Source organism: Vibrio sp. 1CM8B (genome assembly GCF_023161685.1).
Lineage (GTDB): Bacteria > Pseudomonadota > Gammaproteobacteria > Enterobacterales > Vibrionaceae > Vibrio > Vibrio coralliirubri.
Genome location: NZ_JALNTU010000006.1, coordinates 215432 through 233176 on the forward strand (window position 1 = coordinate 215432; position 17745 = coordinate 233176).

The 17745-nt window shown below is 44.6% G+C and carries 11 protein-coding genes; 1 reads left to right on the plus strand and 10 read right to left on the minus strand.

What is annotated here, in order from left to right:
• Positions 1–543 precede the first annotated feature (543 nt).
• The 10 genes from MSG36_RS14505 to MSG36_RS14550 all read right to left on the minus strand — a co-directional run bounded on the left by MSG36_RS14505 (position 544) and on the right by MSG36_RS14550 (position 15600).
• A complete protein-coding gene (locus MSG36_RS14505; RefSeq protein ID WP_248368454.1) occupies positions 544–2427 on the minus strand; it encodes a diguanylate cyclase in 1884 nt (627 codons plus the stop codon).
• Between the two features lie 113 nt (positions 2428–2540).
• Positions 2541–3035, minus strand: coding sequence for an acetolactate synthase small subunit (ilvN, locus tag MSG36_RS14510; RefSeq protein WP_008219984.1), 495 nt, complete (start codon positions 3033–3035; stop codon positions 2541–2543).
• A 1-nt stretch (position 3036) separates the two neighbouring features.
• Positions 3037–4776, minus strand: coding sequence for an acetolactate synthase 3 large subunit (locus MSG36_RS14515; RefSeq protein ID WP_048618189.1), 1740 nt, complete (start codon positions 4774–4776; stop codon positions 3037–3039).
• Between the two features lie 460 nt (positions 4777–5236).
• Positions 5237–7045, minus strand: coding sequence for a long-chain fatty acid--CoA ligase (locus MSG36_RS14520; RefSeq protein WP_017062927.1), 1809 nt, complete (start codon positions 7043–7045; stop codon positions 5237–5239).
• Positions 7046–7246: 201 nt separating this feature from the next.
• Positions 7247–8206 (minus strand): transcriptional regulator LeuO, encoded by a 960-nt coding sequence (gene leuO, locus MSG36_RS14525; protein WP_019826889.1) that lies wholly within the window; start codon positions 8204–8206, stop codon positions 7247–7249.
• Positions 8207–8552: 346 nt separating this feature from the next.
• Positions 8553–9608: an MJ1255/VC2487 family glycosyltransferase gene (locus tag MSG36_RS14530; RefSeq protein ID WP_048609658.1), complete on the minus strand. Its 1056-nt coding sequence runs from the start codon at positions 9606–9608 to the stop codon at positions 8553–8555.
• A 54-nt stretch (positions 9609–9662) separates the two neighbouring features.
• Positions 9663–10187 carry a phosphatase PAP2 family protein gene (locus MSG36_RS14535; RefSeq protein WP_017068816.1) on the minus strand — a complete coding sequence of 175 codons (525 nt, stop codon included), beginning with the start codon at positions 10185–10187 and terminating at the stop codon, positions 9663–9665.
• A gap of 312 nt (positions 10188–10499) precedes the next feature.
• Positions 10500–13607, minus strand: a complete 3108-nt coding sequence (locus MSG36_RS14540) for an efflux RND transporter permease subunit (protein ID WP_248368457.1) — start codon at positions 13605–13607, stop codon at positions 10500–10502.
• Positions 13604–14941, minus strand: a complete 1338-nt coding sequence (locus tag MSG36_RS14545; protein WP_248368460.1) for an HlyD family secretion protein — start codon at positions 14939–14941, stop codon at positions 13604–13606. Before MSG36_RS14545 ends, MSG36_RS14540 begins: the two co-directional genes overlap by 4 nt.
• Entirely contained in the window at positions 14941–15600 is a 660-nt protein-coding gene (locus MSG36_RS14550; RefSeq protein ID WP_048609655.1) for a TetR/AcrR family transcriptional regulator, read from the minus strand. The genes MSG36_RS14545 and MSG36_RS14550 overlap by 1 nt, the downstream gene beginning before the upstream one ends.
• 568 nt (positions 15601–16168) lie before the next feature.
• Here MSG36_RS14550 and leuA point away from each other — a divergent pair.
• Positions 16169–17716 carry a 2-isopropylmalate synthase gene (gene leuA / locus MSG36_RS14555; protein ID WP_019826902.1) on the plus strand — a complete coding sequence of 516 codons (1548 nt, stop codon included), beginning with the start codon at positions 16169–16171 and terminating at the stop codon, positions 17714–17716.
• The last annotated feature ends 29 nt before the right edge of the window (positions 17717–17745 follow it).

Sequence of the window (17745 nt, forward strand, 5' to 3'; positions counted from 1 at the left end):
AACGGCTCCGTTTTTTTTCCAGTACCACGACTGAACTACCACCCAAAAAACTCTTTGTGATGAGTATTGAGCAGCACAACCATAGGTAAAAAATACAATGCACTAAGCTGAAAGCCAAGAATGGCTAATGTGCCTATGGTTAACCTCACTAAAAAATCGACAAACATACCACGCCTCTTTTAACCAGACTGTATGATCCCCAAACTCTTGCTCCAGCTAACCTAATTCTACTGCTGCCTTTCAAGCTATTGATAAGGCTAGCTAACCAGCTGAATTAAGTTAACGGTGTCATCCTTTTACATCTGGTAAACACTCTATTTATTACATCGTTTAACACGATGTAATCTGAAGCAAAGTAGTTTACTTACTGTTCATTTTAGCTCAAATTCTCACCAGCATTAGACTTTAGTCTAACTGTATAGATTTTGTAACACAGGTCGCTCAAAAGTGAGATTCCTAATAAAAAGAGGGAAAGGAAAAAGGAGTCGGGGCGCGACTTGAAGAGGTGAAGCAAATAGAAGACAGGACTAGATAGAAGCGAGCCTAAGCGACATCATCATAGCTAGGACACATAGAGACCGTATTACGACCAGACGATTTAGATTCGTAAAGCGCAACATCCGCACACTTGTACGAGCGAGTACTGTTACTGGTTAAATCCGTAAAGCCAACACTCACTGTTACCTTAGTTCCGGCCGCTAGCTCAATCTCGATTCGTAAGCGATCCAATACGCGCTTTGCTTCTGGCAGTGAGGTGTGTGGCATCAAGAGTGCAAACTCTTCTCCTCCGACACGTGCAACAAAATCCGTCCCACGAAGGCTGTCTTGCAGAAGCTTAGCAACACCAGCGATCACACGGTCGCCTTCGTCGTGGCCAAGTTCATCATTGATTCGCTTGAAGTTATCGATGTCGACTAAGGCTAAGCAAGTGGTCGCTTCGTTCGGGTAACGCTCAACCAAGCGAGAATAGTAGGCCAACTGCTCTTCGAACTTTCGTCGGTTCCAGAGGTTACTCAAAGAGTCACGTTCACTTAAAATCCTCAAACGCACCTCAAGCTCCTTCCTTACGGAAATATCAACCAACGAGGTGATGTAGTAACTGACTTTGCCTGAATTGTTTTTGACCGCATGCACTCGCATGATCGCAGTAAAAGGAATACGCAGCTTGTTCTTACACTGAACCTCCCCTTCCCATACTTCTTCTTGCTCTAAATGACTCCAAATAGCCGAGCTTGAGAGCACTTGATCGGTATTCTCAAGCAACAGTTGCAATGCATTCTGACCGATAACTTGTTTTTTGCAGTACCCTGTCATGTTCTCAAATTCGTTATTGATCATCATTGTGCGGTGCTGCTTATCAGAGATCATCACTGCCGACATGCCATTCAATGCGGCGCGTGCCAATTTACTCTCCAGGCTTCGGCGTCGGTAGTGCGTCACCAGGTAAGCAAATGGGAAGGCGAAAATCAGCACCGTTAGCAATACAAACACTTCTTCTTGAGAGAGGTCACTTAAGCTCGGTTCAGCCCTATCCATCAATTGCTTCTGATTAAGTTGAATCAGCAAATGAACCTTTTGACTGTTCGCGAGCATAACCGTGTTAAAAGCAAACAAATTACCATCTTCAAAAACGTGTCCCACCTGATCATTGGAGATCGCATCCCACGTCTTCGGCGCGATATTTTTCAGGTTGTAGCCTTTTCTTTCAGGAATAGAGTCTCCGAACAATTTACCGCTGTTGTTACTCGCGATGAAGTAGCCCGCGTCATTGAGAACTTCTGCTCGAAGATCGTTATCAGGTGAAAAGCTCAGACGCGACGATAAGCCCCATACATCGAGATTGATGACGAGATAGCCTACTCTTTCGTCAGGGGTTTCTACGGGGGTAAAGACACGGATTACCGGCGAATAAGGGAAGGTGACTTCACCATGCTCAGTTTCAAGCTCAATACCCCAACCGCCAATCTGTTCGGCTTCTAGTTTTTGAGCGTATTGGAAGTAGTTAGAATCCGACCTATCTTGCAGTTGTTGAGGAAACGTCACTCTACCGGTATCAGAGGAATAGTTAACGCGTACCAGTTCTTTGCCTGTGACATCTAACAGATGGATTTGTGTATACCACTTCTGATTCACGAGAACAGATTGCCAGACCTCTTCAAGTAGATGTTTGGTTTGGTCTGAGGGAGAAGAAGCAAAGTTAACCAAGCTCTGGCTATGACTGAGTAGATCCATTACCGAGACTAACTGAGTCTTGAGAAGATCGTAATCTCGCTTGGCATACACTAATTGATGAACGGCTTGCTTAGCTGAGTAGTCAAAGCTCTGCTGTTTTACTTCTTTGTAACGCTGTAAATAATACAGACAGACTGCAGAAGACAATATGATAGAGATAATCAGCAATGTAATTATTGATTTTTTATTTCGCATTGCTAACTCAGATGAATGGAAGTGCAGCGCGGGATTATAGCACTCTAAAAAATTAACAAAATAAAAGCCGCTTAAAAAAGCGGCTTTAAAGTTATTTTTTAAAGACTTATCGTCTAGGCTTTCAACGCACGTTCGCCTCGTGCGATGCCAACAACACCACTTCGAGCTACTTCAAGCACTTCCGTCACTTCAGACAGCGCCTGAATGAAGGCATCCAGTTTCTCGCTCGTACCCGCCATTTGAACCGTATATTGAGAAGCCGTGACATCAACAATCTGACCACGGAAGATATCTGCTGTGCGCTTCACTTCCGCACGAGCAAAGCCGCTCGCACGAACTTTTACCATCAACAGCTCGCGTTCGATGTGCTCAAGTTCAGACACTTCTTGTACTTTAAGTACGTCGATTAGCTTATGTAACTGTTTCTGAATCTGCTCAAGCTGCATTTCGCTCGAGTTAGTGGTTACGTTCAAACGAGACAGCGTCGGATCATCGGTTGGAGATACGTTCAAAGACTCGATGTTGTAGCCACGCTGAGAAAACAAGCCAACCACACGAGAAAGCGCACCAGGTTGGTTTTCCATTAGTAGTGAAATAATGTGTCTCATATTATGTTCTCTCCGTTTTGCTTAGCCACATGTTATCCATACCCTCGCCTTTGATCTGCATTGGGTATACGTGCTCGGTGTCATCCACACTGATGTCGACAAATACCAAACGGTCTTTCATCGCTAGTGCTTTTTCCAATCCTGATTCCAATTCATCCGGAGATGAAATGCGCATACCAACGTGGCCATAAGCCTCAGCGATAGCAGCAAAATCAGGAACAGAGTCCATATATGAGTTAGAGTAACGGCCTTGATAAACAATGTCTTGCCACTGTTTTACCATGCCTAGGAAACGGTTGTTAAGGTTAATAATCTTAACCGGGATATTGTATTGCAGCGCAGTCGACAGCTCTTGGATATTCATTTGAATACTGCCGTCACCGGTTACCACAACCACTTCTTCGTCTGGTTTAGCAAACTTAACGCCCATACCAGCTGGCAAACCAAAGCCCATCGTACCTAGACCACCAGAATTAATCCAACGACGTGGCTTGTTAAACGGGTAGTACAAAGCAGCAAACATTTGGTGTTGACCTACGTCAGAAGCAACATAGGCATCGCCATTGGTTACTTTATGCAGTGTTTCAATTACTTGCTGTGGTTTGATGCGCTCAGACGATTTCTCGTAAGCTAGGCAGTCACGCTCTTGCCACTGCTTAATTTCACTCCACCAACTTTCAATCGCTTCTGCATCGTTAGTGCCGCCTTGCTCAACGAGCAAGTTCACCATGCTCTCTAGAACCTTTTCAGCTGAACCTACAATCGGCAGATCCACTTTTACGTTCTTAGAGATTGAAGATGGGTCGATATCAATGTGCATGATCTTCGCATCAGGGCAGTACTTATCTAGGTTATTGGTCGTTCGATCATCGAAACGTACGCCAATACCAAAGATCAAATCCGCATTGTGCATCGCCATATTGGCTTCATACAAACCATGCATGCCCAACATACCCAAAGAGTTCTTATGGGTGCCAGGGAAAGCGCCAAGTCCCATTAGGGTGCTTACCACAGGTAAATTCAGTGCCTCTGCTAATTTTAACAGCGGCTTATCTGCCTCAGAAATAACCGCACCACCACCGACATAAAGTACCGGCTTCTTCGCTTCAAGAAGGGCTTTTAGCGCCTTTTTGATCTGACCTTTATGACCCGTAACCGTTGGGTTATACGAACGCATTTTGATCGTTTCTGGGTATTCATAAGGAAGCTTGATTTGTGGGTTTAAGATGTCTTTCGGCAGATCAATAACCACAGGACCGGGACGTCCTGTCGTTGAAATATAGAATGCTTTTTTAACGACTTCAGGGATATCTTCCGCTTTCTTAACTAAGAAGCTGTGTTTAACGATCGGGCGTGATACACCCACAATGTCACACTCTTGGAAGGCGTCATTACCAATGAGGTTATTTGGTACGTTACCAGAAATAACAATCATTGGGATTGAGTCCATGTAGGCGGTTGCAATACCAGTAACGGTATTGGTCGCACCTGGACCAGAACACACAAGTACTACACCCGGTTTACCGGTAGAACGAGTATAGCCATCTGCCATGTGGGTAGCGGCTTGTTCGTGTCGCACTAATACGTGTTTAATTTCAGCAGTTTTAGCATGCAGCGCATCGTAGATATCAAGTACAGAACCACCTGGGTAACCAAAGATTTGTTCTACACCCTCTTCAATTAGAGACTGCACCACCATCTCAGCGCCGGATAACATTGCTGTTTCAGGTTTTGTTGTCATATTGCTCTCCTCACCAGTTTCCAATCATATTTGGTGAACATGTTGGGCTGGTTTTTCATAGTCTAGGGCTTATTCGTAGCCTAATTCGAAATACTTCCACTTTTTCGGCTATGGCTGTCTGTCGTGATAACAACAAACAGTAATACGAAACAACTTTAACGCTTTATTATCATCTGGTCTAACACCTGTTATTCGGCAACTGTGCCAAAAAACCAACTATTAGCTCAAAGCATCAAATAAAACCCAACTCAGCCCCAATCACCAGTTTTAAAAACTGGTTACCAGACAAAAAAAAGCACTTAATATTTCAATAGATCGCTATTTATCGATAAACAGCGAGCCTGCTGGTGTGCGCTTTCGCACATTGTGCTGTGTCATTAGATACAAAAAATCCCCCTAAAAATGCAATCACATTCGTAGGGGGATTTTTAAACAACTGAAAATTTATCTAAGCAGAAAACTACTTATCTTTAGGCTTTTCGTTGTACATTTCTTCGATTTCGTCTTGATACTTATCGTTGATAACTTTACGACGCAATTTCTGAGTTGGTGTCAGTTCACCATCATCCATAGAAAATGCTTTTGGTAGCAGTTTGAATTTCTTTACTTGCTCAAACTTAGCCAGTTCTTGCTGTAGGTCATTCACACGCTTTTCTAGCATCTCGACGATTTGGTGATGCTTAACAAGCTCAACGCGATCGTGATACTTGATATTAAGCTCTTTGGCGTACTCTTCTAGCGAGTCATAACAAGGAACAATCAGCGCAGAAACGAATTTGCGCGTATCAGCGATAACAGCAATCTGTTCGATAAAGTGATCTTTACCAATCGCGCCTTCAACCACTTGCGGTGCAATGTACTTACCACCAGAGGTTTTCATCAGCTCTTTGATGCGATCAGTAATGAACAGGTTACCATTTTCATCAAAATGACCCGCATCACCGGTTTTCAAGAAACCGTGCTCATCGAATGTCTTAGCGGTCTCTTCTGGCATCTTGTAGTAGCCACGCATCACCATTGGACCACGAACAAGAATCTCGTCCTTAGCACCAATTTTTACTTCTGCGCCCGGCATCGACATACCAATCGAATCAGGGTTAAAACAGCGGTCATCCCAACAAGATACTGTTGCTGTGGTTTCTGTCATGCCGTAGCCAAGTTTTACGTTGATGCCGATAGCATGGAAGAAGCGACCAATCGTCTCATCAAGCTTCGCACCACCACATGGCATGAAGTTAATGTTACCGCCGAGTAGAGCGCGCAGTTTAGATAGCACAAGCTTATCGGCTAACGCATGGCTCTTCTTCAGCATCAACGATGGAGTACGACCTTCTTGGTGACAAACTGAAAGCTTTGCTCCCATGTTCACCGCCCAAGTAAATAGCACTTTACGAATAAATGGCGCTTTAGATACCTTCTCGTGAATCGCAGAGAAGATCTTCTCGTAGAAACGTGGAACCGCACACATTACGGTAGGTTTGACATCACTTAGCGCATCACGCACTTGCATCGTATCTTGCAGGTAGCAGTTGGTTGCGCCTTTATAGAGAACGTAGAACGTCCAAGCACGCTCAAATACGTGTGATAACGGTAGGAAACACAATGAGACATCATCTTTGCTTAGGCTAAGGCGCTCATCGTGGCCTTCTAACTGGTAACCAATATTGGTGTAATCAAGCATTACGCCTTTTGGCTGACCTGTGGTACCAGAGGTATAGATAAGAGTTAGTAAGTCGTCCATGCTTGCATCAGCAAGACGCACGTCAAGTTCAGCTTGTTGTGCTTCAACGCCACGCGCCATGAAGTCATTCCAAGAGACGGCAAAGCTGTGTCCTTGCAGGTCGATGTCATCAGACATAGCCACAACAACTTCTAGCTGCTCGCACTCTTCAAACAGGCTAACCGCCGCATCGAATTGAACTTGCTCACCAACGAATAAGATCTTCACATCTGCATTTTGGATGATGTAAGAAGACTGTGCTGCTGTGTTCGTTGGATAAATCGGCACAGTCACAAGGCGTGCTTGTAAAGATGCAAAATCTGCCACGGTCCATTGAGGCATATTGTTCGAATAGATACCGATCTTATCCTGAACTCTCAGTCCTTGAGCCAACAGTGCTAATGAAAGCGTATCGATTTGTTGTCCAAACTGTTCCCAGCTAATGCCTTGCCATACATTGTCTACTTTGTGCTTCAAAGCTGTACGGTTGCCGCCTTGGGCAATTTGGTCACGAAGTCTTTTTACGATATGAAAATCTAAATTGGCCATCTCTTTACCTTTGGCTTACACCTGTAAGCTTTTTTGAGCGCACAAGTGTACCTCTGATCATGGAAAAGGCAACTGATGAAGCTCAAAGTTATAAGTAATAGTACGTCTCACGCTAAGTTTTCTACCTACTAAAATAGCGCGCATAAAAAAGCCCCAAGCCAGACTCCTAGCTTAGGGCTTATAAATCATAGGGATTAGTGTCTAGTTAAGTGCCACTACTTCGCCACAGATCATCATTAACTGATCTCGTAACCAAATGTGTCCTTTGTCCTTTTCACTTGATTCGTGCCAGCTTAGGAAGCCAGAAATCGCCGCATTATCGAATGGGAAATCTAGAATCTGAAGCTGCTCTTTGTTTGCTGCATGTTCTACCATCCAACGAGGAGCAATTGTTACTAGTTCAGATTGGCCTACAACGTAAAGAACGTTGCTCAAGCTCGTACCTTCGTAGAAAGGCGTGCAATCTAGGTCACGGTAAGCTTGCTCAGAGAAGCTACGTTGACCGTGGATGCGAGACAGTTTTGCGTGCTTTTCGTTAAGCAGCTCTGCCGCAGAAACTTCACCGTTGATGCGTGGGTGAGAAGCAGAAGCAACCACAACTAATTCATCTTGGAAGATTTCAGTGCTTGAGAAGCCTTGCTCATCAAAACGAGCGTAATCAATAACGAAGTCGATTTCTTGGTAGCGCATACGCTCAGAAAGTTGACGATCGAATTCAGCATCCATGTGCAGTTTAACGCTCGGTGCTTGGTCGTTGATTGTCGACATAATCTTAGGAGCAAAACGCATGTCACAAGGGCTGCAAATCGCAAGTTTGAACAGGCGAGAAGACGACTCTGGAGAGAACACAGAACTTGGTAGTTCGTTGCGTACTAATTGTAGCGCTTGGCGGATTGGACCAAACAGCTGACGAGCACGTTGAGTCGGTTGAATACCACGACCTTGACGCATGAATAGTTCGTCGTTAAACATCACTTTTAGACGAGCAACAGCGTTACTTACAGCAGGCTGAGACATACCCAGATTGTGAGCTGCACGTGTAATGTTTTGCTCTTGCATAACTGCATCAAATACAGTCAAAAGATTTAAGTCGACTCCACGAAGTGTGCTTTCCATTCTGTAGCTTGCAATAGCACTCATTGCGTCTTTTTTATCTAACATTCAAGTTGCCTCTTGTCGGTTCGACAGCGTTAAATTGGTAATGGTATGAGAATAGATAACCACTAATTCTTATATTTATCAGACCGATGTTTTTCGGATTGACATTACTATTAACCAATACATCTCGAGCTACCAACAAGATTGATAAAGAATAATTTTATTTTATCTTAATGATTAAATAACATCTAAAAATCAGTAATTTATATAGTTATAAAAAAATATAAAAAGCGTAACTTATGAGTTTGATTTCGACTTATTTAGCTGTTCTATCTTTTGGTTACAATTGTTACAATTTATTGAACCGATGAATTAGTTGACCAGCTGATTCAGAAATAACACTTATGAGTTAGGTGAGCGATGCATAACTTGGAAAGTCTACCTTGTCCCAAAGTTGCTTTCTTAAGTCATCTTGATTAGACCAATTCCCCGCTAATACCCACTCAACGAGTGCACTTGCCACGTCTGGATAGGTGACCACTTCAGCCTGTTTTTCACTGAGCCAAGCACGCAAGATAGCCGCATCTAAAAAGGTCATGGTTTGAGCTAACCCAAGAGCCTCTAGCGTCGCCACATTGCTCTGTTGTTCGAACTGCCCTTCGAGTGGTTTGAGAAGCAATTTCTTCCCCAAAGTTAGGGCTTCAGATGGCAATTCAAAGCCGCCATTTGCGACCACTCCAGAGCACTGATTGAGGTCGAATTGGAAGCCCGCATGACTGAGTGGTTTGAACTCAATATTTTCGACTCGGCTGTGCTCAATAACATCCGGGTGGTAACAGACAAAGTTGTGCGAAATAAACTTCATCAGCAGCTCTGAGATCGACTCAAGATCCTCAAATGGCAAATAGACCAACGTAAAGTCTTGTGCTGTTTTGGTTTGTTGCTCACCAACCAGCGTGTGAACGATAGGCGGCAAAATCGGCTGTTCAAAGTGATACCAGTGCAAGCCAATTGAGTGCTCGGTTGGGGCGAAATGTTGAATCACTGAATGTTCAATCCAGTTGCCCCCTTCTTTGGGTACATCATAACGAAACGCATTCTGGTGGCTTATCCCAATGCATGGCACACCTTGTCTCTTAGCCGCCCATGCAGTGACAGGCTCAAAATCATTAATCACTAAGTCATAAGGCGTAAGATCGATCTGGTTAATCTCACGGAGAAATCGCCAGATGTTGTTCTTCATGAATGTTTTGCCGTATTTAACCTGCCCCTGCTCGCTGTAAAAAGTTAAGCCGCTGCGGGTCTGATAGTTGCCAAACGCTTCCATCGAAAAGTATTTGCTCTCATCTCGCCCAGAGAACAGAAAATCGACATCAATATTTTGCTGACGAAAAGCGACGGCCATTGCTCTCGCTCGAGCGATGTGCCCATTTCCTGTGCCTTGTACGCCATATAAAATTTTCATGCATGTTCCTTTAAATTTGCCACTTAAGCTCGGCAGTGGTTGCCAACAAAATAATTACAAGATGAAGCTGATAGCGAGGCTGGTACAAGCGATACCCAAGGCTGCGCCAATCAGTACGTCCGTTAAAAAGTGCACACCGAGCAGGATTCGAGAGCCTGCAATCGCAGTTGCCCATACCAAGCTAAAGAGGTACAAGCTCGGATAGAAATGCCCGATTAGGGTCGCCATAACAAAAGCAGCAGCGGAATGCCCTGAAGGCAGGCTGTATTTATCGGATGGCACAATATGAGAGTGAAGTAGTGAAGAGAATTCAGCTGGTCGACGGCGCTTGAGGGTATTTTTAGCAAACCAATAAATAGGCAGTTCGATTGCGAAGGCGGTTAAGCCCACCAAAAGAAAGTCTCGACCGGTGTTGCTATCGGCCAGCAGTGCAATCAAGGCAATCAAAACATAAAGGTGTCCATCTCCAGTATGAGACACCGCTTTACTGAGCGTTGCATGTTGCCCGCCATAGCGGTTGTTTAAACAGAAAACAGAAAATGCCACATCCCAGCGGACAATAGGTTCGATAGTACGCATACGATCTCCTTAACAATCCTTATTCAGTTAAGGCTCAAGTTATGCTCAACAAATGACAGTTAAGTGACGTTTTGAATGAACTAAAATGAAATTTCCCATGCTTGATAGACAGGTCAATGGATCAAGTCAGGATAGCGATAGAAACGACCGATAAAAATAAAGCGACCCAAGGCCGCTTTATTCTTCTATGTTTTCACTTCTTTATATAAGCAAGCAAACGCTACTTCTATCGAGTTAATGGTTATAGCGTTCGCTAATGATACTAGAGCTCGCTAATAATAGTAGAGCTCGCAAATAATTAAGTGTTAAAGGCTATAGCGCTAATGGCTCGTGCTTTTTCACCAAACCGAAATCCGCCAATATCGCGTAGGCCGCTGGGATCATAAACAGCACTAGTAAGGTCGAGGCAAATATGCCGAATACGATCGAAATAACCAATGGCTGGATAACCTGTGCCTGTAAGCTGGTTTCCGTCAATAGCGGTAGCAAACCTGCCGCAGTCGTCATTGAGGTCAAGAATACCGCTCGGAAACGCTCACGACTGGCTTTCACCACCGAGTCATGCACGCTATCTCCCTCATCGACATGGTGACGAATGTACTGCACCAACAAGATGGAATCATTAACCACAATACCGGCAAGCGACACAAAACCCATCATACTTGGCATACTCAAAGAGTGCCCAAGTATCCAGTGACCAACGACCACCCCAATAAAGGCGAGTGGAATCGCCAACATCACGACCACAGGTTCTAAGTAGCTTCTAAACTGATAGCTAAGAATCGCAAACACACCGAATAGGCCAAGTAAGAATCCTTTGCCCATCGAAGCGCCTGTCTTAGCCGCATCTTTGGCCTCCCCTTCGAAATCAAAGCGTAAACCCGGGTACTTCTGAATAAGTTTGGCGGCTTCATCTTTTTGGAACTGAGCCAAAATCGCGGATGAACTCGCTTTCTTATTATCAATATCACCAAAGATACTGATGGTTCTCAGCCCATCAATACGTTGAATTCGCACGTAGTTACGTTGGAAATCTAATGTCGCCAACGTTGCTAGCGGGATCTGACTGCCATCTGCGGTAATAATTGGGAAGTTAGCCAGCTGCTGTATGTCGCCCGCTTGCTCCTTATCAAGACGCACTTCAATCGAGATATTCTCAACACCGATTTGAATCTCGTCCGCCGTTTGCCCAAAGAAAGCCGCTCGTAACTGAGACGCAATCATCTGCCCATTCACATTGTAGGTTTCAGCTCCAGGGCGCAGCTTCACCAAGATCTCTTCTTTACCCATGCGCATGTCATCAAGCACGCCATGCACCCCATCAAACTGATTAAGGTACTCCTGAATATCCAAAGAAGCAGATTTCAACGCGCTCAGGTCATCATGTTTGGCACGGATTTCAATAGCACGACCGCCCGGCCCCATGGTCGGTTGCTTGAACACCAATGAAATAGGATCCGCTAAATCGCCAATATCTTCACGCCACGCATCAATGAAATCATCGATAACCGTGTTACGGCTCTCTGCTCCGCGTAAATCTAAGCGTACTGTGGCTAAGTGCGGGCCAGATTCATTGGCATCGGCGTTGGCATTGAATTGGCTGGTGATGTGCTCGACCAGTGTATTGCCTTCTTCAACCTCTTCGCTCCATTGCTCATTCAAACGCTCAGCAGAAGCGACAATTTTGTCGACCACTTTCTCGGTTTGAGACAATGATGCGCCAGGCGGAAGAATAATACGCGCTTCGGCAATATCACCATCCAGCTCAGGGAAAGGTTGAAACTTAACAACACCACCAGCAATCAAGGCGACCGAAAGCAACAACAGCGTAATCACTCCGCCCATAAAGGCATAACGGAACGTCACGACTTTCTCAACCATGTTCATCAAAGTGGTATTACGAAAGTTCTCGAACTTCTCAAGTAATACAACCTTAAAGCGCAGCGCTGGTTTATCATTCTTTTCTTTGTGTAATGAATGAGATAGGTGATTAGGTAGAATCAAGAAGGCTTCAATCAAGCTCAACGACAGCACCAGAATCAAGACTTGAGGAACGGCCTTAAGCACCGCGCCCATCTCACCATCAAGAAACAGTAAGCTACCAAAAATACACACCGTGGTTAGGAAAGAAGACAGTACTCCGGGAAGCACTTTCTTAACGCCGTTGTACACCGCATCATCAACATTCTGCCCCCGGTCTAAATGGGACGCTATCGATTCAGCTATCACGATGGCGTCATCCATCATAATACCGATTGCCATTAATAAGCCGACTAGCGACATAATGTTGATCGACAAACCCAGGTTGGCCATTAAGAACAAACCACCAAGGAAGGCTACCGGCAACCCCGCCGCTACCCAAAACGAATAACGTAAGCTGAAGAACAGCCACATGGTTGCGAACACCAGCACAATACCTTGCCAACCATTGCTCACCATCATGGTTAGACGATCCCAAAGTACAGAAGAGAGATCGTTGGTCATTTGTAGTGTCACGCCATCAGGAGCAATCGCACTTTGATCTTCAACGAATCGCGTTACGTTCTCTTTGATTCGCAGCGCATCGTCTTCTTTGTTCTTACTGATCTTAAGCAACGCCGAAGGCTTGCCATCAAATAACACCTTTTGTTCATCAAGCTCAAAGCGGTCGGTTATTTTGGCTATGTCTCTCAAACGGATCACCGAGCCATTAGGCGCGGATCCAACCACGATGCTTTCCAGTTCAACAGGCGTAATTCGTCTCTCGTCAAAACGAATCAGGAAGTTTTTGTCTGGTGTTTCAACGTTACCACTCGGCAGTTTTACATTCTGTCGACCAATTTGATCCGCGATATCACCGACACTCAAGCCCAGCTGACGAATAGCTTGAGTATCCAGTTCCACTCGATATTGATGATCAGAAAAACCACTGACCTCGACCAAAGAGACATCGTAATCAAGCTTCATGGTACGCTTAAGATCTTCCGCGTAGGCCTTAAGTTCCGGCCACGACGTTTCGGCTGTTATAGCGATATCAACAACCGGTTCATTCCAATCTAGCTCTTGAACAACAGGCGATTCAATCTCAGTCGGAAAATCATTGATCGAGTTGATCTGGGTTTGCACATCCACCAGCATTCGGCCGATGTCCGCTTTTTCATTTAACTTGAGAATTAAACGAGCACTGCCTTCGATCGCTTCACACTGAGTCTCTTCAATGTTAGCTAGGCCATCGACGGCATCTTCCATTCGTACACACAAGCTTTCTTCCACTTCTTGTGGTGATGCACCGGGATAAACGATGGCCGCCATAATATATGGCGGATCATAAGCGGGGAAGGTTTCACGCTTGATGGTTGATAATGAGCTTATACCCATGATCAATAACCCAAGCATCAACAAGTTTGCAGCTGTTGGGTGCCTAGAAAAGAACTTGATCATGACGCACTCTCCTGAGTATCCGATTCAAGCTTAACCTCTTCAGAGTTCGACTCTTTCAGTAACATGCCTTCAATTGCTGGCAGGACGTCATTAAGAACCAGTTTATCTCCAGTTTGTAGCTCGCCACTCACAACCACTTGATTGTCTCTACGATAAAGCACTTCAACATTGACCACTTGCAAACGCTGATTGTCATCCATCAGGTAAACCTTATCACCATGCAGTGCTCGCTCTGGAACCACCCAGCTTAGATTGGCGATACCCTCAATCTCGGCTTTGACAAACATACCGTTAACCAAAGGCGTTGCGCTGTCTGGTTGCAATTGTGAGTAGTCTTGAGCGATCTCGAGAATAATCCCCGCTGTCGCTTGGTTTTCATCAACTGTTTCGCTGATTCTTGCCACCTTCGCTGGCCAACTGAGGTTCAGGTTGCCGCTGTTAAGTTGAATGCTTGCTTTGATTGGCGCTTCATAAGGGTTAGGGATTCCTGCAGCATCACGAGGGAACTGGTTAAAGCTGGAGGCTAAAGTTTGCATATCGTGAATAGAAAGTTGCGCCTCCACTTCCATGACATTAATCCCGTGAGCAATAAACATCTCCTGCTGAATGTTAACCACTTGATTTTGTTCGATATAAACCTGAGCAATTCGCATTGCCCTTGGCAAAGTGATAGTGGTCTTATCGAGAGAGCGCTGCGCCTCTTTTACCTTAGACACATTGACCTTAATCACCGCTTCCGCGACGCGTTTTTCATCTGGCATTAACGCGATTTGGTTCGCGATATCTAATACCAACTTCTGCTGAGACAATGCACTTTGCTGCTGTAGATCGACATCAGACTGAGAAGTGAGACCTTTCTTACGCAGATCTTGTTTACGCTGTAGCTCTTTATTGCTGATCACCAAACGATTCTTTTCTATCTTAAGAGTCTGATTGAGGTTATCTTCTTCTTGATTCAATTTCGCTAATGAGGTTTGGCTTGATTTTAGATCCGCCTCTGCCTGTATTAGCTTCAATTCATAATCCAATGGATCAACCTTGAGCACGACCGTTCCCGCGGGGATCACCTGACCTTTTTCAAGATCTGGATGTCGATACACTATTTGGCCTGTCACCTCTGCAATCGCTTTCCATTCGACTTTAGGCACCACTTTGCCAAAGCCAACCGCTAACGGTGCTATCAGTTGTTGCTCTAGGCTCACTGTATCAACTAAGCGGGCTCTATCACCCACAGGTTTGGTTGGAAGATCCGGCTTAAAGTTAATCGCGGCGACAAGGCCAATAACACCAACCGCAAGTGCTGGAAAGAAGAGTAGTTTTTTATTTATTTTCATTATCTTTGGTCCTGCACGGAAGAAGGGCTCGGTGCGTTAATAAAGCCTTCAGTCATCAATTGAATGTTGTGTTCGATTAAACGATTAAGAAATTCTTCATTAATCTCAATCCCATGGATTGCCAATAAAGGCGGCGGAGCGATGAAAGGAAACACCATCAAGCTTACATACGAAACACGGCACAATTTTGGATCCATGTTCTGTTTTAAGATGCCTTGTTCAACCAACTTTTCAAAAATGACATCTTGGGCTGGCTTTGCAACATCGAGGAAAACCTTTTCGAGCAACTCTCTTTGCACTTCAGAGGGAGGCATATTCATCACTTGAGCTATCAAGCGCGGAAACTTCGGTACCTTGACCATCTCTTTGTAGTAAGTCCTCATTAAATCAAGAAAGTTCTCATGACTGCTTTCTTCAACCAACCTTTGCATTTGCAATTGCATCGGTCGTAGCGTTTCACGCAGCATCGCTTCAAACAACCCGGCCTTACTGCCAAAGTAATAACGGATCATCGCAATGTTGACACCCGCACGCTCAGCAATCAGGCGCGTCGAGACCTTGTCGTATGGCTGAACGACAAACAGATCACGAGCATGCTCAATCAATAACTGCCGAACATCTAAATTCTTTTGAGGTCGCCCCGCTTTTCGTGCCGTCATGGCAAAAATCCATCTCTATAATTAATCATCTGATTAATTATAGAGATAAACAGGCGTAACAGTAGAAGATTAATTACTCACTATTTAATCAAGTGATTAATTAATTTGGTCACGCTTGTGATTTTTTTGGTGAATCGTTCCATCAAAAAGATTTACTACAAAGTTTTAACCTACACATAAGCCAAACGATAAACTAACCCCCCAATACAAAACCACCAATCAGATGATTTAGCCAATAACGCAACACAAAACAGCACAAACCAAACCAAAACGTCGCCAATGCACGCTGATATTGGATTTTCTTGTTTGACGCTCAGAATAAATTGCGGTAAATATGGTGTTAACAGTTTATTTACGGATATTTGTGTAATGATTTTTTCTTCTTCTCGACTGCTGAAACTTCTCCTTATCGTGAACCAATCGCGCGGGTAAGTTGTGGGTCAAGAACTACACAAATATTAAAACCCGCGCTGAGCGGGTTTTTTTGTAACTGGCACTTTTAAAAGAACATCATTCTTAATAATAATTTGGATAGCAATCGATTCATTATCGATATAAGGAAGCACCCATGAACGATCAAGTGATAATTTTTGACACGACCTTACGTGATGGCGAGCAAGCGTTGGCAGCAAGCCTTACGGTAAAAGAGAAATTACAGATCGCTTATGCACTTGAACGACTGGGTGTAGATGTTATTGAAGCGGGTTTCCCTGTGTCATCCCCAGGCGATTTCGAATCAGTACAAACCATCGCAAAGAATATTAAAGATAGCCGCATCTGTGCGCTTTCTCGTGCCGTTGCAAAAGATATCGATGCCGCTGCCGAAGCACTAAAAGTAGCTGATCAGTTCCGTATTCATACCTTTATTTCAACATCGACGGTTCACGTACAAGACAAATTACGCCGCAGCTACGACGATGTTGTCGAGATGGCAGTGAAAGCGGTAAAGCATGCGCGTAACTATACCGATGATGTTGAGTTCTCTTGTGAAGATGCCGGTCGTACACCTATCGACAACCTATGTCGCATGGTTGAAGCCGCGATTAACGCGGGCGCAAAAACCATCAACATTCCAGACACCGTAGGCTACACAGTACCGAATGAATTTGGTGGCATTATCCAAACGCTATTTGATCGCGTACCAAACATCGATCAAGCGATCATCTCTGTTCACTGTCACGATGACTTAGGCATGTCGGTTGCTAACTCAATTGCGGCTGTTCAAGCAGGTGCTCGACAAATTGAAGGCACAATCAATGGTATTGGTGAGCGTGCGGGTAACTGTTCTTTAGAAGAAATTGCAATGATCATCAAAACTCGTCAAGAGCTATTAGGTGTTCATACCGGTTTGGACCACAAAGAGATTCACCGTACCAGTAAGTTGGTTAGCCAGCTTTGCCATATGCCAATTCAAGACAACAAGGCAATCGTAGGTGCTAACGCATTCAGCCACTCTTCAGGTATCCACCAAGACGGCATGCTTAAGAACAAGAACACTTACGAGATCATGACACCTGAGTCTATTGGCTTGAAAAACAAAGCTTTGAATCTAACCAGCCGCAGTGGTCGTGCAGCCGTTAAGAGCCACATGGACGCAATGGGCTACAAAGACAATGAGTACAACCTAGATTCATTGTACGAAGACTTCTTGAAGCTTGCTGACCGTAAAGGCCAAGTGTTCGATTACGATCTAGAAGCACTAATGCACTTCGCAAATCTACGTGACGAAGATGACTTCTATAAACTTAACTACCTAAGCGTACAATCTGGTAGTGTTATGTCTACCACCAGCATTAAGCTGCAATGTGGTGACGAAGAGAAATGCGAAGCGGCTGTCGGTAACGGCCCGGTTGATGCTTTATACCAATGTATCTACCGCTTAACAGGTTACGAAATTGCATTGGATAAATTCGACCTTACCGCGAAAGGTGAAGGCGAAGATGGCTTAGGCCAAGCTGATATCATTGCTAACTATAAAGGCCGCAAGTACCACGGTACGGGCGTTTCAACGGATATCGTTGAGGCCTCTGGTCAGGCGCTACTGCACGTTATTAATAGCATTCAACGCGCAGACACCATCGCTGAAATGAAACAGCAAAGAATCGCGACAGTTTAAACACCCAATAACAGAGCCCTAGAGCCGAT